This is a genomic window from Paraburkholderia piptadeniae, assembly GCF_900007165.1.
Taxonomy (GTDB): Bacteria; Pseudomonadota; Gammaproteobacteria; order Burkholderiales; family Burkholderiaceae; genus Paraburkholderia; species Paraburkholderia piptadeniae.
In genome coordinates this window covers 138,514-163,919 of the sequence record NZ_CYGY02000010.1, presented here as the reverse complement: position 1 = coordinate 163,919, position 25,406 = coordinate 138,514, and the positions used below count along the sequence as shown (strand labels likewise).

24 protein-coding genes are annotated in these 25,406 nt (G+C 63.7%); 6 read left to right on the top strand and 18 right to left on the bottom strand.

Annotation, left to right across the window (positions count from 1 at the left end; genetic code table 11):
• Positions 1 to 48: 48 nt before the first annotated feature.
• Positions 49 to 636, top strand: a complete 588-nt coding sequence (locus BN2476_RS04485; protein WP_087732953.1) for a flavin reductase family protein — start codon at positions 49 to 51, stop codon at positions 634 to 636.
• A gap of 1 nt (position 637) precedes the next feature.
• On the opposite strand, the gene BN2476_RS04480 is transcribed toward BN2476_RS04485, so the two are convergent.
• The 12 genes from BN2476_RS04480 to BN2476_RS04425 all read right to left on the bottom strand — a co-directional run bounded on the left by BN2476_RS04480 (position 638) and on the right by BN2476_RS04425 (position 14,375).
• Positions 638 to 1,483 (bottom strand): AraC family transcriptional regulator, encoded by an 846-nt coding sequence (locus BN2476_RS04480; protein WP_087732952.1) that lies wholly within the window; start codon positions 1,481 to 1,483, stop codon positions 638 to 640.
• Positions 1,484 to 1,559: 76 nt separating this feature from the next.
• Positions 1,560 to 3,014 carry a DHA2 family efflux MFS transporter permease subunit gene (locus BN2476_RS04475; RefSeq protein ID WP_087732951.1) on the bottom strand — a complete coding sequence of 485 codons (1,455 nt, stop codon included), beginning with the start codon at positions 3,012 to 3,014 and terminating at the stop codon, positions 1,560 to 1,562.
• 374 nt (positions 3,015 to 3,388) lie between these two features.
• Complete coding sequence (locus BN2476_RS04470; RefSeq protein WP_087732950.1) at positions 3,389 to 5,026, bottom strand: AMP-binding protein; 1,638 nt, start codon at positions 5,024 to 5,026, stop codon at positions 3,389 to 3,391.
• A 68-nt stretch (positions 5,027 to 5,094) separates the two neighbouring features.
• Positions 5,095 to 5,493, bottom strand: coding sequence for a RidA family protein (locus tag BN2476_RS04465; protein ID WP_087732949.1), 399 nt, complete (start codon positions 5,491 to 5,493; stop codon positions 5,095 to 5,097).
• Positions 5,490 to 5,933, bottom strand: a complete 444-nt coding sequence (locus BN2476_RS04460; protein WP_087732948.1) for an acyl-CoA thioesterase — start codon at positions 5,931 to 5,933, stop codon at positions 5,490 to 5,492. Before BN2476_RS04460 ends, BN2476_RS04465 begins: the two co-directional genes overlap by 4 nt.
• Positions 5,930 to 7,129 (bottom strand): acyl-CoA dehydrogenase family protein, encoded by a 1,200-nt coding sequence (locus BN2476_RS04455; protein ID WP_087732947.1) that lies wholly within the window; start codon positions 7,127 to 7,129, stop codon positions 5,930 to 5,932. Before BN2476_RS04455 ends, BN2476_RS04460 begins: the two co-directional genes overlap by 4 nt.
• Positions 7,130 to 7,131: 2 nt before the next feature.
• Positions 7,132 to 7,983 (bottom strand): enoyl-CoA hydratase family protein, encoded by an 852-nt coding sequence (locus BN2476_RS04450; protein ID WP_087732946.1) that lies wholly within the window; start codon positions 7,981 to 7,983, stop codon positions 7,132 to 7,134.
• Positions 7,983 to 8,549: a MarR family winged helix-turn-helix transcriptional regulator gene (locus BN2476_RS04445; RefSeq protein WP_087732945.1), complete on the bottom strand. Its 567-nt coding sequence runs from the start codon at positions 8,547 to 8,549 to the stop codon at positions 7,983 to 7,985. The genes BN2476_RS04450 and BN2476_RS04445 overlap by 1 nt, the downstream gene beginning before the upstream one ends.
• Positions 8,546 to 9,325 (bottom strand): SDR family NAD(P)-dependent oxidoreductase, encoded by a 780-nt coding sequence (locus BN2476_RS04440; protein WP_087732944.1) that lies wholly within the window; start codon positions 9,323 to 9,325, stop codon positions 8,546 to 8,548. The genes BN2476_RS04445 and BN2476_RS04440 overlap by 4 nt, the downstream gene beginning before the upstream one ends.
• Complete coding sequence (locus tag BN2476_RS04435) at positions 9,325 to 11,697, bottom strand: bifunctional salicylyl-CoA 5-hydroxylase/oxidoreductase (protein WP_087732943.1); 2,373 nt, start codon at positions 11,695 to 11,697, stop codon at positions 9,325 to 9,327. Before BN2476_RS04435 ends, BN2476_RS04440 begins: the two co-directional genes overlap by 1 nt.
• Positions 11,698 to 11,950: 253 nt before the next feature.
• Positions 11,951 to 12,439, bottom strand: a complete 489-nt coding sequence (locus tag BN2476_RS04430; RefSeq protein ID WP_087732942.1) for an NUDIX domain-containing protein — start codon at positions 12,437 to 12,439, stop codon at positions 11,951 to 11,953.
• A 406-nt stretch (positions 12,440 to 12,845) separates the two neighbouring features.
• Positions 12,846 to 14,375 (bottom strand): UxaA family hydrolase, encoded by a 1,530-nt coding sequence (locus BN2476_RS04425; RefSeq protein WP_087732941.1) that lies wholly within the window; start codon positions 14,373 to 14,375, stop codon positions 12,846 to 12,848.
• A gap of 134 nt (positions 14,376 to 14,509) precedes the next feature.
• Here BN2476_RS04425 and BN2476_RS04420 point away from each other — a divergent pair, with 134 nt between their 5' ends.
• On the top strand, positions 14,510 to 15,241 hold the full coding sequence (locus BN2476_RS04420) for a FadR/GntR family transcriptional regulator (protein ID WP_087732940.1): 732 nt from the start codon (positions 14,510 to 14,512) through the stop codon (positions 15,239 to 15,241).
• Between the two features lie 85 nt (positions 15,242 to 15,326).
• Here the strand turns inward: BN2476_RS04420 and BN2476_RS04415 are convergent, their stop codons facing one another.
• Entirely contained in the window at positions 15,327 to 16,022 is a 696-nt protein-coding gene (locus tag BN2476_RS04415; RefSeq protein ID WP_235850691.1) for an NADPH-dependent F420 reductase, read from the bottom strand.
• Between the two features lie 384 nt (positions 16,023 to 16,406).
• On the opposite strand from BN2476_RS04415, the gene BN2476_RS04405 reads away from it, so the two are divergent.
• Positions 16,407 to 16,841 carry a hypothetical protein gene (locus BN2476_RS04405; protein ID WP_087732937.1) on the top strand — a complete coding sequence of 145 codons (435 nt, stop codon included), beginning with the start codon at positions 16,407 to 16,409 and terminating at the stop codon, positions 16,839 to 16,841.
• Between the two features lie 140 nt (positions 16,842 to 16,981).
• Here BN2476_RS04405 and BN2476_RS04400 read toward each other — a convergent pair whose 3' ends face one another.
• The 5 genes from BN2476_RS04400 to BN2476_RS04375 all read right to left on the bottom strand — a co-directional run bounded on the left by BN2476_RS04400 (position 16,982) and on the right by BN2476_RS04375 (position 22,219).
• Entirely contained in the window at positions 16,982 to 17,692 is a 711-nt protein-coding gene (locus tag BN2476_RS04400; RefSeq protein WP_087732936.1) for a dienelactone hydrolase family protein, read from the bottom strand.
• A 132-nt stretch (positions 17,693 to 17,824) separates the two neighbouring features.
• Positions 17,825 to 18,262, bottom strand: coding sequence for a carboxymuconolactone decarboxylase family protein (locus BN2476_RS04395; RefSeq protein WP_087732935.1), 438 nt, complete (start codon positions 18,260 to 18,262; stop codon positions 17,825 to 17,827).
• Between the two features lie 792 nt (positions 18,263 to 19,054).
• A complete protein-coding gene (locus BN2476_RS04385) occupies positions 19,055 to 19,900 on the bottom strand; it encodes a carbohydrate ABC transporter permease (RefSeq protein WP_087732933.1) in 846 nt (281 codons plus the stop codon).
• Positions 19,897 to 20,787, bottom strand: coding sequence for a carbohydrate ABC transporter permease (locus BN2476_RS04380; RefSeq protein WP_087732969.1), 891 nt, complete (start codon positions 20,785 to 20,787; stop codon positions 19,897 to 19,899). Before BN2476_RS04380 ends, BN2476_RS04385 begins: the two co-directional genes overlap by 4 nt.
• Positions 20,788 to 20,986: 199 nt before the next feature.
• A complete protein-coding gene (locus BN2476_RS04375; protein ID WP_087732932.1) occupies positions 20,987 to 22,219 on the bottom strand; it encodes an ABC transporter substrate-binding protein in 1,233 nt (410 codons plus the stop codon).
• Positions 22,220 to 22,514: 295 nt separating this feature from the next.
• Between BN2476_RS04375 and BN2476_RS04370 the strand changes: the two genes are divergently transcribed.
• The 3 genes from BN2476_RS04370 to BN2476_RS04360 all read left to right on the top strand — a co-directional run bounded on the left by BN2476_RS04370 (position 22,515) and on the right by BN2476_RS04360 (position 25,395).
• Entirely contained in the window at positions 22,515 to 23,288 is a 774-nt protein-coding gene (locus tag BN2476_RS04370; RefSeq protein WP_087732931.1) for an SDR family oxidoreductase, read from the top strand.
• Between the two features lie 88 nt (positions 23,289 to 23,376).
• The gene (locus BN2476_RS04365) at positions 23,377 to 24,459 is read left to right on the top strand and encodes an ABC transporter ATP-binding protein (protein ID WP_087732930.1); all 1,083 of its coding nucleotides are present in this window, start codon (positions 23,377 to 23,379) and stop codon (positions 24,457 to 24,459) included.
• A gap of 63 nt (positions 24,460 to 24,522) precedes the next feature.
• Positions 24,523 to 25,395: a MurR/RpiR family transcriptional regulator gene (locus tag BN2476_RS04360; RefSeq protein WP_087732929.1), complete on the top strand. Its 873-nt coding sequence runs from the start codon at positions 24,523 to 24,525 to the stop codon at positions 25,393 to 25,395.
• Positions 25,396 to 25,406 lie beyond the last annotated feature (11 nt).

Here is a 25,406-nt window from a genome sequence, read left to right as displayed (position 1 = left end):
TCTAACTCGCGACACTAGAATGCAGCATCGATATCGCGAAGGCCTTCCATGCAAGATTTCCGCCAACCCGTCGATCTGGCGCGCGCCACGCGCCTTTTGAATCACGGCCCCGTCACGCTCATCACCAGCGCGCACGGAGGCCGTTCGAACGTGATGGCGGCGTCGTGGGCGATGCCGCTCGATTTCGTTCCGCCGAAAGTCGTCGTCGTGATCGACGCGAAGACGCTGACGCGGCAACTCGTCGAGGCAAGCGGCGTGTTCGGCCTGCAATTGCCGACGCGCGGCTTCGCGCGCCATACGCTCGCGGTCGGATCGAATGCGGGCGTCGAGATCGATAAGCTCGCGGCGCTGCAACTCGAAACGTTCGCCGCGCAGAAGATCGACGTGCCAATGCTGGAAGGCTGCATCGCATGGTTCGAATGCAAGGTGATTCCCGACGACAGCCAGCGCCACGATCTGATCCTCGCCGAAGTGGTCGCTTGCTACGCGGACAGCCGCGTCTACTCGAACAACCGCTGGCACTTCGGCGACGATCACGACATGCGCACGTGCCACTACGTCGCGGGCGGCACGTTCTTCGAAACGGGCGACACGTTCGAAGTCGAAGCCGCGCCTGTCGACAGCGGCAAAAGCTGATTCACGTCTTGAGCGGCACCCAGATCTCGACGCCGCCCATTCCCGTCACGGGGTTGAACTGCTCGCTGTAGCGCTCGAAGTTGGGCGCATCGGCGGGCGTGTGGCCGGATTCGGGCAGCCACTTGTTCCAGATCGTGTTGCACGTGCGGCGTATCGTCGAGATGTGCTCGCGGTGCGTGAACACCGCGTAGCGCTGCGCACCGATGCGCACGCGCGCCAGTTCGTCGGGCAAGCCGGAGAAATCGGCCACCTCGACGCCGCACAGATAATCGAAATTGCCTGAGTCGTCGGGGTTGTAGCTGACACCGTACGCGACCTGTCCGATCTGTCCCGGCACCTGGCCGTTGACCGCGTTGAAGCGCTGCCATTGCGCGGGAATGCCGGAGCTGCTCTCGCAGTTGTAGCGCGCGCTCAATCCCGCGACGAGCAACGGAGTGCCGTCGACGAAACGCGGCGGTTCGAGATGGGCTAACAGGGATTCTTCCATTTTGATCGGCTCCACGAGTGCGATGTTGTCGAGATGACCTTGCGCGCGCAACGCTTCGGGCGTAAGCCCGAACTGCTCGCGAAACGCACGCGTGAATGCCTCGTGAGAGCCGTAACCCGCATCGACAGCGACGGCAAGAATATCCGGCGCGCCGCGCGCGAGACGCCGTGCCGCTTCCGTCAGACGCCGCGCGCGCACGTAGCGCATCACCGAATATCCCGTTGCCGCTTCGAATGCACGCGACAGATGAAAGCGCGATACACAGCCGCAACTGGCGATGTCGTCGAGTGACAGCTCGCCCGCGAAGTGGCTTTCGATAAACCAGAGCGCTCTTCCGGCGGGGTTTGCGGCTGGGTTCATAAGGACTCTCGTTTCGGCATGAACCCAGCATATCGATTGACGGCAGCATTCATTTGATTGCGCTTGCGCTTCGTCGCTACTCCATCGATTCCTTCAACGCGCCGCGTTCCTGTCGCACGGCGGCTTGCGCGCCTTGCCGCAACAACGCGCCGCCGAGCGTCCCGGCCGTCGCGGCAAAGATCGCGCCGACGAGAAACGCGACGTGATAGCCGCTTGTGAGCGCGGCGGGTGTATCGGCGTGCTGCGCGCCGCCGCTCGCCGATTGCGCGGCCGCGAGACTCGCGAGCACGGCGAGTCCCAATGCGCCGCCCATCATGAACGACGTATTGACGATGCCCGACGCGAGGCCCGAATCGGCGGGATCGACATCGCTCATCGCCGCGAGCAGCAACGGATTGAACGCGACGCCCGCGCCGATGCCGAGCAGCACCATGCCGGGCAGCACGTCGACGACGAAGTGACCGTCGACGGGCGCGCGTGCGAACAGCAGCAGGCCGAGCGCGGCAAGCAGCAGACCGACGGCGAGGGGACGCCGGATGCCGAAGCGCATCACCATGCGCGCCGACAGGCCGAGCGAGAAGAAACCCATGATCAGGTTCGCGGGCAGGAACGCGAGGCCGACCTGGAACGGCGCATAGCCGAGCACGCGCTGCAAATAGAGCGCGGAAATGAAGAACCACGCGAACATCGCGGCCGCCCACAACACGCCGACGATGTTGGCCGTCGCGACATTGCGCAACGTGAGGAGCTCGAGCGGCATCAGCGGATGCACGACGCGCGCTTCGATCGCGAGAAATGCGCCGAGCAGCGCGAGCGCGACGGCGAGCAGCACGACCGTTTGCGCCGACAGCCAGCCGGCCTCGTTGCCGTTGACGATCGCATAGACGGCGAGCATCAGCGATGCAGTGACAGTCGCTGCGCCCGCGACGTCGAGCCGCTCGCCGTGCGCGTGTCCGCGTCCGGCGGGCAGCAGCGCAATGCATGCCACGTACACGGCGATGCCGATCGGCAGATTGACGAGGAAGATCCAGTGCCAGCTCAGCAGATTGGTCAGCAGACCGCCCAGCAGCACGCCGATGCTGCCGCCGCCCGCGCACACGAAACCATAGACGCCCATCGCCTTCGCGCGCTCGCCCTCTTCGGTGAAGAGATTCATGATCAGCGACAGCGAGACGGCCGATACCACCGCGCCGCCCAGCCCCTGAATCGCGCGTGCGCAAACCAGCATGACTTGCGAGTTCGCGAGCCCGCATGCAAGCGACGCCAGCGTGAACAGCGTAATGCCCGCGAGAAAGAGCTTGCGATGGCCGTACAGGTCGCCGAGCCGGCCGCCCAGCAGCAGAAAGCCGCCGAACGTCAGCATGTAGGCATTGACGACCCACACGAGCGCGGTTTCGGAAAAGCCCAGATCGGCCGCGATCGACGGCAAGGCGACATTCACGATGGTCGTATCGAGCACGATCATCAGCACGCCCATGCACAGCACGACGAGTGCCAGCCAGCGTTTTTGACCTTCGATGTTATGTGTCATGCGGGCGTTCCTCCGTGGCTGGCGATGCGCTTCCAGTCTAGTCAGGGTCCGTTTGAGACTGCAACTTGAAATCCCGTTCGCGCACCGCTCTTCTACACACGACGGTTGAGGCCGGTCGGAATCGACACGCATCAACTCAATAATCTGTTTTGCCGCCGCCGCGCGGAGGAAGCGTCAAGCGAGGCCGCGCAGGAGGGCGGGCTTTACAAGGCACGGACCGGACCCTTGCCCCGGACGCGCAACATAGGCATTGAAACGGCCACCATCGCGAGCGGCGACTTCGATAGACGAACGGATGCTTCCCCATCGTTAGACGACGGGGACAGCGTGCGTCGTCATTCGCCCATTCGTCTCAACGGCAAGGTGCGGGCACACTACATCGCTCGCAATGCGAACCGCTTGATCTTGCCGGTTTCCGTGCGGGGCAGCGCGTCGATGAAGGCGACGACGCGCGGGTACTTGTACGGCGCAACGGTATTCTTCACGAATTCCTGCAACTCCAAGACCAGCTTGTCGTCCCCGCTATAACCGGGATTGAGCACGACGAACGCCTTCACGATTTGCCCGCGTGTTTCGTCGGGCACGCCGATCACGCCGCATTCGGCGACGGCCTTGTGCTGCATCAGCACGCTTTCCACTTCGGGGCCGGAGATGTTGTAGCCCGCGGACACGATCATGTCGTCGGCGCGAGCCTGATAGAACACGTAGCCGTCCTCGTCGATATAGACGGAGTCGCCGGGCAGGTTCCAGCCGTCGCGCACGAACTTGCGCTGGCGGTCGTCGGCGAGATAGCGGCAGCCCGTCGGTCCGCGCACCGCGAGCTTGCCGATCGTGCCTGCGGGCACGGGGCGCATGTCGTCGTCGACGGCTTGCACGATATACCCCGGCACGGCCTTGCCGATCGCATGCGGCCGCACTTCACTGCCAGCCGCAGCGATGAAGATATGGATCAGCTCCGTGCCGCCGATCCCGTCGATCATCTCGATGCCGCTCGCTTCGCGCCATAGCGCACGCGTCGAATCGGGCAACGCTTCGCCTGCGGAAACGCACTTTTTCAGCGAAGCAACGTCGAAGCGAGGAATCAACGGCGCCATCTGCCGATAGAACGTCGGCGCGGTGAACATCACCGTCGCTCGAAAGCGCTCGACGTTTTGCAGCAGCGTTTCGGGCGTCTGCTTTTCGATCAGCACCGTCGATGCGCCCGCGCGCAACGGAAAGCACAAGAGGCCGCCGAGACCGAACGTGAACGCGAGCGGCGGCGTGCCGCAAAAGACATCGTCGGCGGTGGGCTTGAGCACGTGGCGCGGGAACAGGTCGCACATCGCGAGCACGTCGCGATGAAAGTGCATGCAGCCCTTGGGCGCGCCCGTCGTGCCGCTCGTGAAAGCGATCAGGCACACATCGTCGGCGGCCGTCTCGCATGCGTTGAATTCCGCGGGCTTCGATGCGGCCAGCGCTTCGAGCGAACCGGGCACGTCGTCATGAAAGACGAGCGTCTGCTCGAGTCCTTCGCAAAAGAACTCGTCGCCTTGCGTCGTGCATCGCGAGAGTTCTTCTGTCAGCCGCGTGTCGCACAACGCGGCGCTGATCTGCGCCTTGTAGATGATCTGCTTGAGTTCCTTCGCGCGCAGCAACGGCATCGTCGGCACGACGACGAGACCCGCTTTCAATGCGGCGAGAAACACAGCGGCCATTTGCAGCGTATTCGGGCCGCGCAACAGCACGCGATTGCCCGGCTGCAAGCGCATGTCATCGACGAGCACATGCGCGTTGCGATTGACCATCGCGAGCAGTTCGCCAAAGGTAGTCGCTTGCGGTTTGCCGTCGACATCCGACCAGATGGCGGGCCGGTCGCGATGCCCGCTTTCGACGGCGCGATCGAGCAGTTCAGTCGCGCAGTTGAAGCGCGCCGGATACGTGACGTCCGGATTGTCGAGCAGAAACACGGGCCATTGATCCTCGGGCGGCAAGTGGTCGCGCGCGAAGGTATCGACGTGAGCTGACGGTTCCATCATGAAACTCCTCTGCCATGCGTGCTGATCGTGCTGAACGGGTTGGTCTGCGCAAATGCGAAGCGGGCCTAGTCGGTAATCACTGCCGTCGCTTCGATTTCGACTTTCGCTTCATCCTCGATCAGCGCGACGACCTGCACCGCGCTCATCGCAATGTCGTAATCGCCGATCAGCTCGCGGAACGTCTGGCCGATCTCCCTGAGCGACGCGAGATACTCGCGCTTGTCGGTGACGTACCACGTCATCCGCACGAGATGCTCGGGGCGGCCGCCTGCTTCGCGCAACACGGCGAGCACATTGCGCAGCGCCTGCGCGGCCTGCTCGGCGAAAACGTCGCTCGTCATGCGCGCTTCCGCGTTCCAGCCGATCTGTCCGGCGATATACACCTGCGTGCCGCTCGCCGCGACACCATTCGCATAGCCGCGCGGCTTCACCCAGCCTGCAGGCAGTAGCGGTTTCTTTTTCATGAGCGTTGCTCCTCGGATTGAACGGCATGCGGCGCGAACGCTGCGAGCGCCGTCGCGATGTCGTCGGGGATATCGATCGACCGGCCGCTTTCCAGCGATGTCGTGACGAGCACCTGTGCCGCGCGAAAGCGCACTTCACCCGCGCAGCGTGCAACGATGGCAATGCCGATCGAGCGGCGTCCGATACGCGTCACGTCGAGCGACAGCGTGATCGTTTCGCCCATGCGGCTTGGCCGCGAGAACTCGCAATCGAGCTTGACGATCGGCAGGCCGACGCGGCGCGTTTGAATCATGTGCGCGTAGTCGATGGCAAGACGCTCGTTGAACCACTCTTCGACGAGCATGTTCGTCATCACCAGATACTGCGGAAAGTAGACGATGCCCGCAGGATCGCAATGCGCGAAGCGGATGCGCACGGGCATGTCGAACGACGCATTCATGACGTGCGCTCCTGTTCCTGGCTCGCCGCATGCGCTTTCAGCAGATCGCGGCCGACGATCAGTTGCTGCACTTCCGTCGCGCCTTCATAGATGCGCAGCGCGCGAATCTCACGGTACAGCCTCTCGACGGTCGCGCCGCTTCGCACGCCCATGCCGCCCCATAGCTGCACCGCGGCGTCGATCACCTGTTGCGCGCCTTCGCTCGCGTGCCACTTCGCCATCGCGGCTTCGCGCGTGACGCTTTCGCCCTGATCGCGAAGCCATGCGGCGCGATAGACGAGCAGCGCGCTGCTGTCGATCGTCAACGCCATCTGCGCGAGCTTCGTCTGCGTAAGTTGAAAGTCGCCGAGCGTCTGGCCGAACATCTTGCGCGACGCGGCGCGCGCGAGTCCTTCCTGCATCGCGCGCCGCGCAAAGCCCAACGATGCAGCGGCAACCGACGTGCGAAAGATATCGAGCGTGCGCATCGCGATCTTGAAGCCTTCGCCGGGCGCGCCGAGCATCTGGCTGCGCGGCACGCGTGCGTTGGCGAAATGAAGGCGCGCGAGCGGATGCGGCGCGATCACGTCGATGCGTTCTGCGATCTCCAGACCAGGCGTGTTCGCGTCGACGATAAACGCGCTGATGCCGCGCGCGCCGGGTGCTTCGCCCGTTCTCGCGAACACCACATAAAAGTCCGCGATGCCGCCGTTCGAGATCCACGTCTTGTCGCCGTCGAGAATGTAGGCATCGCCTTCGGCGCGCGCCTGCAACGACATCGCGGCGACGTCCGATCCGGCTTCGGGCTCCGACAACGCGAACGCGGCAATCGCTTCACCGTTTGCGACGCGCGGCAGATAGCGCATCTTCTGTTCGTGCGTGCCCGCAAGCGTGATCGCGCCGGAGCCGAGGCCTTGCATCGCGAGCGCGAAGTCCGCGAGACCGTCGTGCTTCGCGAGCGTTTCGCGCAGCAGACATACTGCGCGCGTATCGATCGTATCGCCGTGTCCGCCGTATTGCGTGCCGCCGACGCCGTACTTGAGCCAGCCCGCTTCGCCCAATGCACGCACGAGTTGCTTGCACGCCGTATCGGTATCTTCATGCTGCACATGTGCGAGATGCTGCGTGGCCCATGCTTCGATGCCCTCGGCCAGTTTCCGATGACGCACTTCGAAAAACGGCCAGGCCAATGCGCCGTGCGGATCGTTGGGATTCAAGGTCAGTCTCCTTCGAACACCGGGCGCGATTTCGCCGCGAACGCGCGATACGCGCGCTCGAAATCGCGCGTCGTCATGCAGATGGCCTGCGCCTGCGCTTCGGATTCGATCGCCTCGTCGATGCTCATGCTCCATTCCTGATGCAGCATCTTCTTCGTGATGCCGTGCGCGAACGTCGGGCCGGCGACGAGATCGGCGGCGAGCTTCAACGCTTCGTCGAGCAGCGCTTCAGGCGCGTACAGGCGGTTGTAAAAGCCCCATGCGTAGCCTTCTTCGCCGCTGGCGGACCGTCCCGTGTACAGCAGTTCGGCGGCGCGTCCCTGGCCGATGATGCGCGGCAGGATTGAACAGGCGCCCATGTCGCAGCCCGCGAGACCCACGCGCGAAAACAGGAACGCGAGCTTGCTGCGCGCAGTGGAGAGCCGCATGTCGGACGCCATCGCGAGGATCGCGCCCGCGCCCGCGCAGACGCCATCGACAGCCGCGATGATCGGTTGCGGGCAATGGCGCATCGCCTTCACCAGATCGCCCGTCATGCGCGTGAAGAGCAGCAGCTCGGGCATCGGCAGATCGATCAGCGGGCCGATGATGTCGTGCACGTCGCCGCCCGAACAGAAGTTCTCGCCTGCGCCGTGAATCACGATGGCTTTTACATCGGTCGCGTAGGCGAGCTGTCGAAAGAGATCGCGCAACTCCGCGTACGATTCGAACGTCAGCGGGTTCTTGCGCTCGGGACGGTTGAGCGTGACGGTCGCGACGCCCGCTTTGACGGACCAGCCGAAGTGCCTGGCGTCATAGGTGGCGAGCGTCGTGCGATTGCCGGCCAGAAGGGCGTCGGCAGCGGATCGGGTCATTACGTCTCCTGGCTCTTGATCGTATTCAGCAGATGCTGCTTGAGTTTGCCGAGCTTTTGATGCGTGCGCGATTTCTCATCCAGATCGAGGCCGCCGAACATTTCGACGACCCATTGCTCGTGCGCGACGGCCATTTTGTCGAACAGTGCACGGCCTTCAGGCGTGAGGCGCACGCTGGTCGAGCGACGGTCGTTCGGATCGGTGTCGCGCGCTACGAGCCCTTCTTTTTCCAGTTGATCGGTAATGCCCGTGATGTTGCCGCCCGTCACCATCAGACGGCGCGACAGTTCCGTCATCTTCAGCCCTTTGGGATGACGCTCGAGCTGAGCCATCAGATCGAAGCGAGGCAACGTCGTATCGAACTCATTGCGCAGACGTTTGCGCAACTCCGCCTGCACGAGATTCGTCGTCGTCAGCATGCGCAGCCACAGACGCAAGCCCATGTGGCTATCGGCGCCCGTGCTCATTTCCATGTCCACGACGTTTTCCGCGGGCTTCGCGACGCCTTTGCGCGTGGGTTTCGCTTCGGCCGCGTCGGTGGCCTTTTTCTTTGCAGCTTGACTCATGTGACTTCTCCGCCTGAAACGGAAATCGATTGACCTGTGATGGATTCGGAGCCCGGCATGCACAGCCACAGCACCGCGTTCGCGACTTCGGCGGGTTCGACGAAGCGGCGTTGCGGGTTGTGGCGCACGAGGATGTCACGCGCTTGCTGTTCGCTGCGCGATGTCTTCGCCGTGATCTGATCGAGCGATGCGCGCAGCAGCTCCGTTTCCGTATAGCCGGGGCACACGGCGTTGACCGTAACGCCCTTCGTCGCGACTTCGAGTGCAAGCGAACGCGTGAGTCCGATCACGCCGTGTTTCGCCGCGCAATAGGCGGCGACATACGCGTAGCCGATCTGTCCCGCCGTGCTCGCGACATTCACGATGCGCCCATAGCTGCGTTCGAGCATCGACGGCAACACGGTGCGCGTGCAGAGAAACACGCCCGTCAGATTGACGTCGAGCATGCGTTGCCAGAGCGCCATGTCCGTGTTCGCGAAGGGCGCGGCCTGGGCCTGGCCTGCGTTGTTGACGAGCACGTCGATCGGACCTGCATTCGACGCGGCTTCAAAAAATGCCTTGTTTACAGCGCTTTCATCGCACACGTCGACACTGGTGCATGCGGCGACCTCGCCATGCCGGCTCAACATTTCGCGTTGCGCGGCGAGACGTTGCGCATCGCGGCCCATCAACGTGACGCGTGCGCCCGCGCGAACGAGCGCGTCGGCCGTTGCTGCGCCGATTCCGCTGCCGCCGCCCGTCACGACGGCATGCTTGCCTGCAAGCGTGGTGTTCATCAAACCGTTCCTTCCGCGCGTTGCGCGCGTTCGAGCGGCGACAGACGCGCGTTCTCGGCGGTCTGCACGCGCTCGCGTTCGTAATTGCGTTCGAGCTGCGATTTGGCCGCCGTGTATTGCTTCGGCCAGTTCACGTCGAAGTAGCCGATCTTCGCGGCTTCATTCAAGGTCCACGAAGGATTCGCGAGATGCGGGCGAGCGATCGCACACAGATCCGCACGGCCGGCGGCGATGATGCTGTTCACGTGATCCGCTTCTGAGATCGCGCCGACTGCGATCGTCGCGATGCCCGCCTCGTTGCGAATGCGATCCGCGAACGGCGTCTGGAACATGCGGCCGAACACGGGCTTTTCTTCCTTGCTGACCTGGCCCGACGACACGTCGATCATGTCGGCGCCCGCAGCCTTGAAGGCGCGCGCGATCTCGACGGCATCTTCGGGCGTCGTGCCGCCATCGACCCAGTCGTGCGCGGAGATGCGCACCGACATTGGCTTGTCCTGCGGCCACACCTCGCGCATCGCAGCGAACACCTGCAACGGATAACGCAGACGGTTCGCGAGCGACCCGCCGTATTCGTCGGTGCGATGGTTGGTGAGCGGCGACAGAAAGCTCGACAGAAAGTAGCCGTGCGCGCAGTGCAGTTCGAGCCAGTCGAAGCCCGCCTCAGCGGCCATGTGCGTCGCGCGGACGAATTGCGCTTCGATGTCGCGCAGTTCTTCATGCGTCGCTTCGCGCGACCATTGGCTGACGCCGCGCAGATACTGCTGCGGCGACGCCGACACCAGCGGCCAGTTGCCGTCGGGCAAGGGCTGGTCGATGCCTTCCCAACTGACGCGCGTCGAAGCCTTCGCACCCGCATGGCCGAGCTGCATGCCGATCTTCGCATCGGTTTGCGCATGCACGAACTGCACGATGCGGCGCCACGCGGCGAGATGCTCGGGCGCATACATGCCGGGGCATCCGGGCGTGATGCGCGCCTCGGGCGACACGCAGGTCATTTCCGTCATCACGAGCGCCGCGCCGCCCATTGCACGCGCGCCGAGATGCATCAGGTGATAGTCGCCCGCAATGCCGTCGACGGCCGAATACTGCGCCATCGGCGAGACGACGACGCGGTTCTTCAGCGTCACGCCGCGCAGCTTGAACGGTGTGAACATCGGCGGAATGGAATGCTTTTGCTGATCGCGTTCGATGCCCGCGCGCACGGCGAGCCAGTCTTCGAATGACGAGAGGTAAGCGGCATCGCGTTCGCGCAGGTTCTCATGCGAGATGCGCTGCGAGCGCGTCAGCAGCGAATACGCGAACTGCTCCGGCTCGAACGTGGCATAACGGTCGACGTGCTCGAACCATTCCGTCGAATTGCGCGCCGCATTCTGGATGCGCAGCACGTCAACGCTGCGTACTTCCGTGTAGTGCGCGAGCGCTGCGGCGAGATCGTGCGGATGCGCGTCGATGCTGTTCGCGAGTTCGATCGCATCTTCGAGCGCGAGCTTGGTGCCGGAGCCGATCGAGAAGTGCGCGGTATGCGCGGCGTCGCCCATCAGCACGACGGGTACACGCTTGTCGTCCGCGCGCGTTTTCCAATGCACCCATTCGCGATTGACGACGCGCGGAAAACGAATCCATTGCGACGAGCCGCGCAGATGGCTCGCGTTCGACATCAGCGGATGGCCGTCGAGATACTTCGCGAACAGCCGCTCGCAGAATGCGATGCTGTCTTCCTTGCTCATTTCGTCGAGGCCGGCGGCGCGCCACACGCGCTCGGGTGTTTCGACGATGAACGTCGAGGTCTGATCGTCGAAGCGGTACGCGTGGGCCTGGAACCAGCCCCATTCGGTCTTTTCGAACGCGAACGTGAACGCGTCGAAGAGTTTTTTCGTGCCGAGCCACACGAAGCGGCAGTTGCGCATGTCGATGTCGGGCTGATACGTCGATGCGTACTTCTGGCGCATCGCGCTGTTCAGGCCGTCGCTCGCGATGATGAGGTCGGCGTCGTAATCGTCGTCGTCGACGACCTGCGTTTCGAATACCAGCTTCACGCCGAGTTCTTCGCAACGCTCTTGCAGGATGTTCAGCAGACGCTTGCGGCCGATGCCGCAAAAGCCGTGCCCCGACGAGCGCACCTTCGCGCCGCGAAAGTTGATCTCGATGTCGTCCCAGTGATTGAACGCGTCGAGGATCATGTCGGCGCTTATCGTGTCGGCGGCGCGCAGGTTGCCGAGCGTCTGGTCCGAAAACACCACGCCCCAGCCGAACGTGTCGTACGGGCGGTTGCGCTCGACGACGATCACTTCATGCGCCGGATGGCGCTGCTTCATCAACAGCCCGAAATACAGTCCGGCCGGCCCGCCGCCAATACAGACGATACGCATTGCTGGTTCCCCAACTCGAGTGCTCGCCTTTACTTTAGGGTTTGATAGTTTAGATGTCAAGTAAATTGGCGCGGCGGGCGAGCAGCGCGGTACGGTGATCCGTAGGAGTCAAGCCTGTCGGGGAAGAAGCTGCTTCTTAAGCGATTAATGACGCCGCTGTTGGCTTTGGTATTTGACAGGTGATCGGCCATCGGCCGTCATTCGAATATCGGCTTTGAACCCGTCGAGACGTCCCGAAAGGAAAAGAGCCCAACTAGCGGGAGAGATCCCTGCCGAGGTACGCAGCGACCGGCGCTGTCAGCGCGATGCTGTGCAGATCCTCCGGCGATGCCAGATGCGCGGCGATAATCTCACGATTATCAAGCCGCAGCTCGGGCATGCAATCGAGGTGCAGTTCAAAGAAATGCACCCGGTCTCTTCGACCGTCCCAAGTGCCGTAGACGCTGCCTGCGGGGAGTAACGTGTACGATGAGAGACCGATCTCCTCCTCCATTTCGCGCTGCGCCGCTGCATCAGGCGTCTCACCGGCCCGGATACTACCGCCGGGAAAACTCCACTCGGCCCGGTACGATGTCTTCACCAGCAACAGCGCGCGCCCGACGTAGATTGCTACGAGCGCGCCCTCATGGCGAGGCCGTCGAAGGTGCCACCAGGCGCGAGCGAGTGGAAATCCGAGGCGAAGCACCATGCGCCAGACAGAGTCGACAAGTATCGCTGCTCGGGCTCGCTCAAGGCTCGGCATGAGGTCTCTCCTTTCGTTGCATGGCCAGAGGATCTTCGGTTCGCCGCGTTCGAGCGGCTTGGATCAATCAGCGTCCGTGACACCGCTGTTGCGAACCGTAGTTTATCCGGAGGCTGCTCCCGCTCGGGATAGCGATTGTCAACAAATCAAGGGCGTATGGCGAGGGGCCCATCATGGTCCGATGAACGACCCTGAACGATGACGGAACGGCGGCAATCGGCCGACTGTAAGCGTTCGGCCCGCTTCACGGTAAGCCGCCGATGGAAACACCTCGTCCTTCACCGACGGCGTTCCCGCCGGTCGGGTACCTGGACGGTTTCCAGCGAAACTCAGGCGTCCGGCGTATACGCGGCCATGTCGCGTACAGGCGCGGCCCTCCCAGCCGCGCCACGCCCGCAAGTCCGCTTTACATCTGCGCGCCGATCATCCAGGGCACGAATTCCTCGTTGCCTACGCCGAGTGCCTCGCTCTTGCTCTTCGCGCCCGACGCCACCGCGATGATCATGTCGAAGATCTCGCGGCCTTTCTGCTCGACGGTCGTGTCGCCGTCCATGATGTCGCCGCAGTTGATGTCCATGTCGTCGATCATGCGCGCGTACATCTTCGTGTTCGTCGCGAGCTTGATGGAAGGCGCGGGCTTTGCGCCGAAGCATGAACCGCGTCCCGTCGTGAACAGCACGAGATTCGCGCCGCTCGCGATCTGCCCCGTCGCGCCCATCGGGTCATAGCCGGGCGCATCCATGAACACGAGGCCTTTGGCCGTCACGGGCTCCGCGTAACGATACACGTCCATCAGCGGCGTCGAGCCGCTCTTCGCAACGGCGCCGAGCGATTTTTCGAGTATCGTCGTCAGGCCGCCCGCCTTGTTGCCCGGCGTCGGATTGTTGTCGATGCTGCCTTTTTCGCGCTCCGCGTAGCTCTCCCACCAGTGAATGCGCTCGACGATCTTCTCGCCGACTTCCGGCGTGATCGCGCGTCGTGTGAGCAGGTGTTCCGCGCCGTAGATTTCGGGCGTCTCGCTGAGAATCGCCGTGCCGCCGTGCTGCACGAGCAGATCGACGGCGGCGCCGAGCGCTGGATTCGCCGTGATGCCCGAGTAGCCATCCGAGCCGCCGCATTGCAGCGCGATGTTCAGATGCGATACCGGAAGCGGCTCGCGCACCGCGCGGTTCGCGATGGGCAGCAGCTTCTCGACGGCCGCGATCGCCGCGTCGACGGTCTTCTGCGTGCCGCCCTGTTCCTGAATGACGAGGGGCACAACGGTCTCGCCTGTCTCGACGCCCTCGGCGACGAACATCGCGCCCATCTGGTTCGCCTCGCAGCCGAGGCCGATCACGACCACGCCTGCGAAATTCGGATGCCGCACATAGCCGCCGATCGTGCGGCGCAACTGCTGGATGCCTTCGCCGTTGTGGTCGATGCAGCAGCCGAAGCTGTGCGTGAGGGGCACGATGCCGTCGACATTCGGCCATGCGTCGAGCGCGCCAGGCGCCGAGAAATGCTGCGTGACCAGCTTCGTCACAGTCGCCGAGCAATTGACGGTGCTGACGACGCCGATGTAGTTGCGCGTCGCCACGCGGCCGTCGGCGCGGCGAATGCCCTGAAACGTCAGCGCTTGCGGCGCGGGCGCCACGGCCTTGACGTTCGTGCCGTACGCGTAGTCGCGCGCGAAGTCGCCCATCGACACGTTCTGCGTATGGACATGCGCGCCAGGCTCGATCGGCTGCGTGGCGAAGCCGATGATCTGACCGTAGCGGCGCACGGGGTCGCCCGTCCTGATCGCCCGCACGGCAACCTTGTGCGCGGCGGGAATGTCGTCGGTGACGATGAGGCCGTTCAGTTCGCGCAGCACAGTGCCCGCCGCGATGGCGCCGCGCGCGATGGCGACGTCGTCGTCGGCATGCAGCGTGATGACCAGTGAGTTAGAATCCGCCATGTTTTTTCCTCCTGATTGTGGAGCTTGTGAGCATCGGCTGCGGTATCGAGATGTCCGCGTGCTCGATGTGGCGAATAGTGATTTCGTCCACCAGGCCAGGCAAATCGGTCAGACCAATCTCGGGAAGCACCGGCATGGGACTTCACACACTTTCGTCCAGCGCGGTCGACAGGACCGTCCTGCAGCTCGAAGAAAAGCTGCTCGAAGGCGGGTGGGAGACCGCGGCGCGCCTTCCCGCGGAGCGCGCGCTGGCGCAATCGCTGGGCGTGTCGCGCTCGACGGTGCGCGAGGCGATCCAGCGGCTCGTCACGCGCGGAATGCTCGAAACGAAGCCGGGCAGCGGCGTGTATGTCGTGCAGCGACAGCCCGCGCGTCTGAGCGCGCCGTGGCTGCAACTGGTCGCGGAGAATCCGCCGTTGAGGGCGGAGACGCTCGAGTTCCGACTGGTCTTCGAGTGCGCGGCGGCGCGCTTTGCGGCGCAGCGCTCGACAGCGGAAGAACTCGACAGGCTTCAGGCCATTCTCGTGAAGATGCGCAACGCGGTCGAGGCACACGACGTGGATGCGGAAGCGATCGTCGACGGTGAATTTCATACGGCCCTGACGGCCGCCTCGCACAACCGCATGCTCGACCAGTTCTACGCGAGCGTCATCACGATGCTTCGCGAGCACATCGCCGCCAATACGTTCGATGCGACGCTCAACAATGCGAACGCCTTCAGGCAATCGGCGATGCGGCTCAACCAGCACGAATCCATTTTCTTCGCGGTGCGGGACCGCGATCCCGATGCCGCGCAACGAGCGATGTACGCGCATATCGCCTTCGTCGGGAAACAGTTCGAGCCCGGCTTCGGCTTGGCTCAATAGCCGTCGCTACATGGCGCGAGTCATGTAGCGACGGCGTTGTCGCGAAGAGGCGCAGTCGCGTGAGAGTCGTGCAACGTCCGTTCGATCACGCAGGACGATCGAACGTACCCGGGCTGGCGGGCGTCGCCTTCCAGTCCGCGGTGCGTTCCTTCGATGCGCGCGCCAGCGCGTCCTTCACGCCTTGCGCGTCGAGATCGGCCGTGTAGACAGGCGAGCCCGGCTGCTGACGCCATGAATCGGCGATCGTGCCCGTGTCCACGGCATCGAAGCCGATGTCGTCGACGAGTCCGAAGACGATCTGCTTCGCCTTCGGATCGTCGCCCGCGACGGGCAACGCGATGCGTCCCGCCGTGCCCGCCGGTTTGCCCATACCTTCGAGATGCGCGGCGTAGATGTTGTTGAACACCTTGATCACGGGATGCCCGATCTGCTCTTCGACCCAGCGGCTTTCGTTCGCGCCCGCCTCGATGCCGTCGATCCTGCCGTCGCGCTGACGCGGGTAGTAGTTGCACGTATCCACCACGACAGCCGATGGCTTCGCGTTGTCAAAGAGTCCCTTCGGCAGCTGCGGGACCTTGGCGAGGGGAATCGTCACGACGATCACGTCGGCGTCCGCGATCATGTCCGGCACGTTGCTCGCCGTTGCGCCCGTTTGCTGCGCGACGGCTTGCAGCGAAGCGCCGCCGCGCGAGTTGGCGATGCGGACCGCGTGCCCTTTTTCGACGAGGCGGCGCGCGAGCACCTTGCCGATATTGCCTGCACCGATGATGCTGATATTCATCGAACCCTCCTGATCAAGTGGGTGTAGCGGCGCGTGACCGGACATATGTATCGAGTCGTCCGGCGCGGCGCCGGTTTCGTCATGCCATGTCGAGCATCCTCCATGCCGATCGGGCGGCGATGAATCGCCGCTCGTTTCGAGCGCTAGCGGAGTCGATCAAATAGTGCAAGCCCACGTCGCCATCACGCAACGCCGCGCCGGCGAAAAGTGTCATGCCGAACACGAAACAATGAGCCCGAAGCCGCTCCAGCCTTGCTTCCGGCCGCATGCCAATTTGCGCAGCGAACTTTGTTACACCTCTTACCGGCGAGGACGGCCGGCGTTACTGGAGCCTTTCAGATGTCCGGTTATACTCGCGCCGTCTCAAAAACAACTGACCCTTCTATGTCGAACCGAATCATTCAGATGGTCGCGATTGCAGCGCTCACGGCTGCGACGTCAGTACCGGCGCTGGCCGGCGATATGAACAATGCGCTTGGCGGCGCGCTCGGCGGTGTGGCCGGCGCGGCGTTGGGCGGCGCAGTCGGCGGCAGCACGGGTGCCGTGATCGGCGGCGCGGTCGGCGGCGGCGCTGGCGGCGCCGTCACGTCGAACCGCCGCGAGCGCACGGGCGCCATCATCGGCGGCGCGCTGGGCGGCGGAGCCGGCACGGCGGCAGGCAATGCGATGGGCGGACGCGGAGGCGGTCTCGTCGGCGCAGCCCTGGGCGGCGGCGCAGGTGCGGCGCTCGGCGGCAACATCTCGCGCTCCAATTCGTACGCGGATGACCGTGGCTACCATGGCGGGCGCCATCACAAGCATCGCCACTACGACGACTGATCGGCGAACACGACGTGGTTCGGCGCAGCGCCGAAGTCGCTTCGTAACGAGCGACGCGCTGCGTCAATCCGCGCCGGGCGCTGCGGTCCGCAAAGGCCCGCGCCCGATATGAATCATGAGTCGCGTGGAACGCTTCGCGCTTACTTCGCCCAGAGCGTGCGGCCGAAGAAGGTCAGCGTCCTGTCCCAGGCCAGTTGCGACCACACAGGGTCGTACTGCGTGATGGCGATGCGCCGGCTGCCGACCGCCGTCTCGTTGGTGAACGCGTGATGCGCGAGGTAGCGATGGAACTGCACGTCGACGTTCGCATCGCGCAGTTTCGACTCCAGCGTATCCACGTTTGCGATCGGAAAGGCCGCGTCTTGCGTCGCCCAATGGCCGAGCACGGGCGCCTTGATCTTCGACGCGTCGATGTACTCCAGCGGAGGGTAGCCGTAGAAGACGACGCCTGCGGATACATCGGGGCTCTGGCACAGTGAGAGAAGCGTCAGCGCGCCGCCCATGCAGTAGCCCATTACGGCGACGCGGCTCGCGCGCTCCTTCAGATATCCGATCGCGCCGACAATGTCCTGTGACGCCGCATCGCCGAAGTCGAGCCCATCCATCAGGTGATGCGCCTCTTCCTCTTCGACCGTCGATTTGCCGCGATACAGATCGGGCACCAGCGCGAGGTAGCCTGATTGCGCGAGGCGATTCGCGACGCCGCGAATCTGATCGTTCAAACCCCACCATTCCTGAATGACGACCACGGCGGGCGCGCCATCGGGTTTGTCGGGCGTGGCGAGATAGCCTTGCAGTTCCTGGCCGTCGGGCCGGCGAAAAGTAATCATCGATCCCGTTGTCGTTGTCATAAGCGTCTTCCCGTTGATGTTGAGTGGACGTCATAGCATAGCGCCGTTGATCCGACGACGCAGACTGCGGACACATGAAAAAAGCGGGCATCGCCCGCTTTCCCCTCAACCTCGATGCGCCGTTTGGAGCGCTTACGACGGCAGCTTCCGGAACGAAATCGCAAAGCGGTTCCATGCGTTGATCGCCGAAATCAGCAGCGTCAGGTCGACCAGTTCCGCTTCGCTGAAATGCGGTTTCACCGCTTCCCACATCGCGTCCGGCACGTGGTTCTCGGACACCAGCGTGAGGGCCTCCGTCCATTCGAGCGCCGCGCGTTCGCGGGCCGTGAAGAACGGCGTTTCGCGCCACACGACGACCGTCGCGAGACGACGGTCGGTTTCGCCACCCTTGCGTGCGTCGGCAGTGTGCATGTCGACGCAGAACGCGCAGCCGTTGATCTGCGAAGCGCGCAGACGCACTAGGTGCGCCAGCGATTTTTCGAGATCGCTCTTCTCGATGCGTTCTTCGACGGCGAGCATGGCCTTGATCGCGTGCGGGTTGGCTTTGTAGAAGTCGAGACGTTGTTCCATGATGGTTTCCTCAGTGATGGAGCGCGTTTGCTTGCACGACAAGACGAAGATTAGGCGCTGAACTGGTCATGCGAAATGGCCAATTCGAATGAATTTGAGGTAACCACTTTGGACGCGTGAGGCAGCCGTATCCGGGCGACGACGGACGATGCCGAAACGATTCGCTACGACCTGTGGAGACGGTTCAAGCGCGCGAACTCGGCCGGCCTCGTGAACGACCGATACAACTCGCCGACAGTGCCGATTGCGAACGCGGGCTTCAACGTTGCGCCGGGGAGGGCGTTCAGAAGCCACTCATATGCGTTCATGTCCCGCTGTTGGGCATGCATCGCATCGGTCAGAGCGAGGAGCGCCTTGTCGGCCGAGTGTTCGCCCAAGTCGATGAACAGGCTTTCGAATGGGTCTTTAGGATTCGCAACGGCACGCAATGCAAGGTGGCGCTCGGTCAAATCGATCTCCCGTCTGTGAGACTGTGAGCCGTGAAGCCGACCAGCATGGCATCGCCTTGCCGGCCGCGTCACGCCTCATGTTAGCGAGTCGTATGTGTCAACGTGGTGAACATTGTTCGGCGGATTGTCGTCCGTGAGTTTTGCACGCCCATGACATCCAGCCCGATAGCGCTTCGAATGATCCCTCGCTGCCCGTAGCCGCTTTGACAACAGCCGCAGCGATTGTTTCGAACATCGGCACGCGTTGCACGATCAAAACTGGCTGCGGGTTTCAGGAATGCATCAGGCGAGCGTTCACCCAAACTTGCGTTCCGACCCTCGCGCGACGAATCGAAAACGCGCGTTACTTCACCGCGCCGAGCGCGAGCCCCTTCACGAGATAGCGCTGCAGCCACGCGAACACGACGGACACCGGCAATGTCGCGCACAGCGTCGCGGCCATCACCAGATGCCATTCGACGACGTACTTGCCCGCCACCATATCGGTGACTTGCACGGTGAGCGTCTTGTTCTCCGGCGAGCGGATGAGCGTATAGACGACGGCAAACTCGTTCCACGCATTGATGAACGTGAAGATCGCCGTCACGACGATCGCGGGCACGGCGAGCGGCAGGAACACCTTGAACACCGCGCGCGAACGGCTGCATCCTTCGAGCCACGCCGACTCTTCGAGATCGCGCGGCACGGTCTGGAAATACGACGACAGCATCCACACGGCGAACGCTATATTGAACGCCGCATACGAGACGATCACTCCGATCTTCGAGTCGACGAGATTGCCGTCGCCGTACGGAATCATCGCGGCGAGACGGAACAGGCCGACCACCAGCAGAATCGGCGAGAGCATCTGCGTGACGAGCAGAAACTGTCGATAGAGTCCGCGCCCGCGAAACGGAAAACGCGCGAGCGCGTACGCGGCAGGCAGGCTCACGGCCAGCGCGAGCGCCGTCGACAGCAGGCTGATCACGCAACTGTTGCGCAACGCGACGCCGAAGTTCGCGGCCGTCCACATATCGACGAAGTTCTGCCATTGCCAATGCACAGGAAACCAGCGCGCCGGATAGATGAACACTTCCTGCGCGGGCTTCAGCGCGGTGAACAGCATCACGGCGAACGGAAACAGCACGATCACGACGAGCGGCGACAGCGCGAGCCAGCACCACACGGTGCGTTTCATCTTCGCGTTCATGCGGGCTCTCCTTCCTTCGACGGCTGAATGCGCAGGTACAGCACCGAAAACACGAACAGCATCACGAGCATGATCAGCGACACGGCGGCCGCCTGTCCGGGGCGTCCGAGCCGGAAGCCGAGTTCGTACAGATACGTGACGAGAATATGCGTGCCGTTGTCGGGGCCGCCTTGCGTCATCACCCAGATGATCGGAAACGAGTTGAACACGTAGATCACGTTGAGCAGGATCGCCATGTTCACGAACGGCCGCAGCAGCGGCAGCGTCAACTGGCGGAACTGCTGCCAAGCGCTTGCGCCGTCGATGCGCGCGGCTTCGTAGATATCGCCGGGCACGGAAGACAACCCACCGAGCAGGATCGTCACCGTGAACGGAATCGACACGAGGATGCCGACGGCGATCTCGACCGGGAACGCCAGCTCGGGCGTCGCGAGCCAGTGAATCGGGCCGCCGATCAGCCCGAGGCGCTGCAGCGTCACGTTGACCATCCCGTAGTCGTCGTTGAAGGCCCAGCGCCAGACGACGGCTGTCATCGTCAGCGAGACGGACCACGGCAGCATCACGATCGTGCGCGCGATGCCGCGGCCGTGAAAGTCCTGATTCAGCACCAGCGCGACGGGCACGGAAATGATGATCGTGCCGCCGACCACGCAAGCCGTCCAGACGATCGTCCGGCGCAGCGAATCGAGAAACACGGGATCGGCGAAGACGGTATAGAAGTTCTTCAGGCCGGTGAAATCGCGAATCGCGCCGAAGCGCGACACATCGTGCAGCGACTGGTACACGATGTTGAAGATCGGATAGCTGATGATGAACAGCGCGAGGATCAGACTCGGCGCGATCAGCCACCAGGGCGCGGCGGCGCGCGGCGCGATGGAACGGCTCATGCGCGCTCGATCGACAGTTGCTTGGGCGTTGGAACTCATGAAGCCCTCGGGACGGAATGGGCCGGATGCAATACGGCGCACGCTTCGCATGAACAAAGCGCAGCGCGCGCTCATCGAACTTGAAGCCGCATCGACATCGAGCCGATGCGGCTTCCGTACTACGCTAATGACGAATCTTCAACGACGGCTCAAGCGCGCCTCAGTGGCCGAGCGCCTGGTTTGCCTGATTCGCCGCCTGCTTCAGCGCATCGTCAGGCTTGGCCTTGCCGAGATACACGGCTTGCATCGCATTCGTCACGGCCTTCGCGGTGTCTTCCCAGCCCGTCACCGTCGGCGCGAAGCGCGCTTGCGGCAAGAGGGCGATGAAGGCCTTCGTGTCGGCATCGTTGAACGCGGGGTCGGCGGCTTCGGCCTTCGTCGTCGGCAGGAAGCCTTCCGTGCTCGTGAACTCGACGCGCGGTTCCTTCGTGAACAGATAGTCGAGGAACTTCCACGCGTCCTTCTTCACCTTCGAGTTCTTGAACATCACGATCGAATCGGTGACGGCATACGTCGCGCCGTTCGTGCCGACGGGAACCGGGTCGATGCCGTACTTCAGATTCGGCGCTTCCTTCTTGATCTGTTTCGCGAGGAACGGCGCGGAGATCACCATCGCGACGCGGCCCTGCTTGAACAGGTTCTGCACGTCCTCGCGGCTGTAGCCCGTCACGCCAGGCTGCGTCAGGCCCTGGTCGATCATCGACTTGTACAGCGTCGCCGCCTTGATGCCAGCGGGCGAATCGAAGCCGGCCTTGCCTTGCTTGTTCAGCACGTCGCCGCCGTTGGTCCACAGCGCATAGTAGTAGTACACGTCGGTTTCGATTTCCTTGCCCTGCAGGCCGAAACCGGCGACGCCCTTCGCCTTCAGCTTCTTCGACGCGTCGATCACGTCATTCCACGTCTTCGGGCCATTCGGATAGCCGACGCTCGCGAGCAGATCCTTGTTGTAGTAGAGCGCGCGCGCCGAAGCGGCGATCGGCAGGCCGTACGTCTTGCCGTTGATCTGGCCGGGCGCGAGGAACGGGCCGATGAAACGGCCCTTGAAATTCGCGTCCATGTAGCCGTCGAGCGGCTCGGCCACGTCGTCCTTCACGAAATCGAGCAGCCAGCGCGTGCCGACGATCGCGAGGTCGGCGTTCGCGCCGCCCGAGATGTCCGTTTGCAGCTTCTGTTGCAGCGTGTCCCAGTTCACGTCCTCGATCTTGATCGTGGTGCCGGGGTTGGCCTTCTCGAACTGGCGGGCCATTTTCTCGAAGTACGGGGCCGTCGCGTCGCTGTAGTGCGCGACCGTCACACGCACCGTATCGGCGTGCGCCGATAGGGCAAGACCTGCAAACGCGAGCGCTGCGGCAACTTTGCCGAGCGTAAGGGAAGCACGTGCATGCAACGACATTTCGTCTCTCCTGAGGTGGTCCGCCGCCGTAGCCGGCTGCTTGGGTTGATTGTTTGAAAAAATCCTACACACGAAAAAAAATGTTGTCACGTAGGGCTGACGATATTTTTTGTCGCCCGTTTTTTTGCATAAGATGCCGTAAAAGATGGGCTTTTTGTGCGGTGCGGGTGTGGCGATGTATGTAGCGGACGCATCATTCGCGAACCCTGAAAATGCGCACTATGTAGGAAATTTACATGCGACAGGCGGTCTGGCGCTTTAGCGCGGGCCGTCCGCGAACGTGGAGAGGACGGACATGAAGCGTGTCGTGCTGGTGACGGGAGCGTGCGGTGGAATCGGCAGCGTGTTGTGCCGGCGTTTCGTCGAGGACGGCGCGACAGTGCTCGCGCTCGACATCGACGATGCCGCGCTGAACGAGCTTGCTGCCAGTCTGGGCGCCGACAACGTGACGCCTGTCGCCGTCGATCTCGGCGATGCCGACGCGGTGCGCGAGCGCGTCGCGCAAGCCGTGGCCGCGCGCGGCCCCGTCGACGTGCTCGTCGCGAACGCGGGCGCAGCGGAAGGGCTGACGCTCGCCAGGACGGACGCCGCGAGCTGGCAGCGCGACGTGCATCTGAACCTGAACGGCACGTATCACACGGTCGAAGCGGTGCGCGCGTCGATGATCGAACGGCAGCAGGGGTCGATCGTGCTGATTGGCTCGGTGAACGGCATGGCGGCGCTCGGCCATCCCGCGTACAGCGCGGCGAAGGCTGGGCTCATCAGCTATACGAAGTCGCTCGCGATCGAACTGGGACGTTACGGCGTCCGCGCGAACATCGTGTGTCCGGGCACCGTGAAGACGAAGGCCTGGCAGGCGCGCGTCGACAAGAACCCGCAGGTCTTCGAGAACCTGAAGAAGTGGTATCCGCTGCGCGACTTCGCGACGCCCGACGACATCGCCGATGCCGTGCTCTTTCTCGCGTCGCCGATGGCGCGGGTGATCACGGGCGTCGCGCTGCCCGTCGATGGCGGCCTGATGGCGGGCAATCGCCTGATGGCCGAGGAGCTGACGCTCGAATCGCTATAACGCCTTTAACGCCTTCGAACGGGCAACGTGACCGCACAACCGCAACGCGGCGACATGCAACGCCGCGCACGACGACGATGAGGACAGCATGGCAGCAGTTCAACTGAGCGGCATCTACAAGCGTTACGGCGATACGCAGGTCGTGCACGGCATCGACCTGCACATCGACGACGGCGAGTTCGTCGTGCTGGTCGGCCCGTCGGGTTGCGGGAAGAGCACGTTGATGCGGATGGTCGCGGGCCTCGAGGAAATCAGCGGCGGCGAGCTGACGATCGGCGGCACGCGCGCGAACGGCTTGCCGCCGCAGCAGCGCAATATCTCGATGGTGTTCCAGAGCTACGCGCTGTATCCGCATCTGTCCGTGTACGACAACATCGCGTTCGGTCCGCGCATCCGCAAGGAAGCGGCGACGCGCTTCAAGCCGCGCATCGAGGCGGCCGCGAAGATGCTGAACCTCAGCGGCTATCTGGACCGCTTGCCGCGCGCGCTGTCGGGCGGCCAGCGTCAGCGCGTCGCGATGGGGCGCGCGGTGGTGCGCGAGCCGTCGCTGTTCCTGTTCGACGAGCCGCTGTCGAACCTCGACGCGAAGCTGCGCGTGCAGATGCGCACGGAGATCAAGGCGCTGCATCAGCGGCTGAAGAACACGGTGATCTACGTCACGCACGACCAGATCGAGGCGATGACGATGGCCGATCGCATCGTCGTGATGAACGCGGGGCGCATCGAGCAGATCGGGCGTCCGCTGGAACTGTACGACCGGCCGGCGAATCTGTTCGTCGCGAGCTTTCTCGGCTCGCCTTCGATGAACTTCGCGGCAGGCGTTATGGTGAGCGCCGCGAACGGCGTCGCGTTGCAACTCGGAGACGGCGTGCAGATTCCGCTGCACGGCGTGAACGGTGTGAGCGGCGCGACCGCGAAGCCCGGCGCGAAAGTCACGCTCGGCGTGCGGCCCGAACATATCGAAGCATCGAATGAGGGCATCCCGATGGATGTCGAAGTGATCGAGCCGACGGGCGCGGAAACGCATCTGTACGGCAAGATCGGCGGCGCGTCGTGGTGCGTGACGATGCGCCAGCGCGCGTCGATCGAGCCTGGCCAGCGCGTGACGGTGCGCTTTCCCGAGCAGCACATGCATCTGTTCGACACGGAGAGCGGACGCAGACTCGGCTGACGGCACGGTACGGCGACGCGACGACATGCCGTTGATTTACCTTCAATCCAAAGGAACGCACGGGTGTCCGCACCGAACCTGATTCCTCATATCCGCAGCGCGCTCGAATCGTTGCGGCCCGCCGAGCGCAAGGTCGCCGACATGGTGCTGTCGGACGTCGACTTCGCGATGCGCGCGAGCATCACCGAGCTTGCGCTGCGCGCGGACGTGTCCGAGCCTTCCGTCACGCGCTTTTGCCGTGCCGTCGGTGCGCACGGACTGCGCGACTTCAAGATGCAGCTCGCGCAAAGCGTCGCGGGCGGGATGCCGTATGCGTCGCAGGCCGTGGCGCGCGACGACGATACACAGGCGCTGATTCACAAGGTCGGCGAAGCGGCCGTCGAAGGCATCATGCAGGCGCGCAGCGCGATCGACCCCGTCGCGGTGAACGCCGCGATGGCCGCGCTGGCGAGCGCGCGCCGCGTGTATTTCTTCGGCGTCGGCTCGGGTTCGGGGCTCGTCGCGCAGGATGCGGCGTTGCGTTTCCTGCGCCTCGACATCGCCGCGAGCGCTTTTACGGATGGGCATTTGCAGCGCCTGTACGCGGGCCTGCTCGAACCCGGCGACGTCGCGTTCGCGATTTCGCACTCGGGGCGCAGCGTCGAAGTGAACGAGAGCATGCAGATCGCGAAGGAGCGCGGCGCGACGACGATTGCGTTGACCAGCGTGGGCTCGCGGCTCGCGTGGATGGTCGATATCCCGTTGCTGCTGCGCGTGCCAAGTCCCGTCGATCCGAATACGCCGGGCGTGTCGCGGCTCGTGCATCTGTGCGTGATGGATGCGCTCGCGATCGGCGTCGCATTGCGCCTCGAACCGCACACGCTGGAGAAGATGCGTCATGCGAAAGCGCGCCTGTCGCACGAAGCAGACGAGGCTGCCGAGGACGAGCCTCGTTAGTCAGGCGTTCA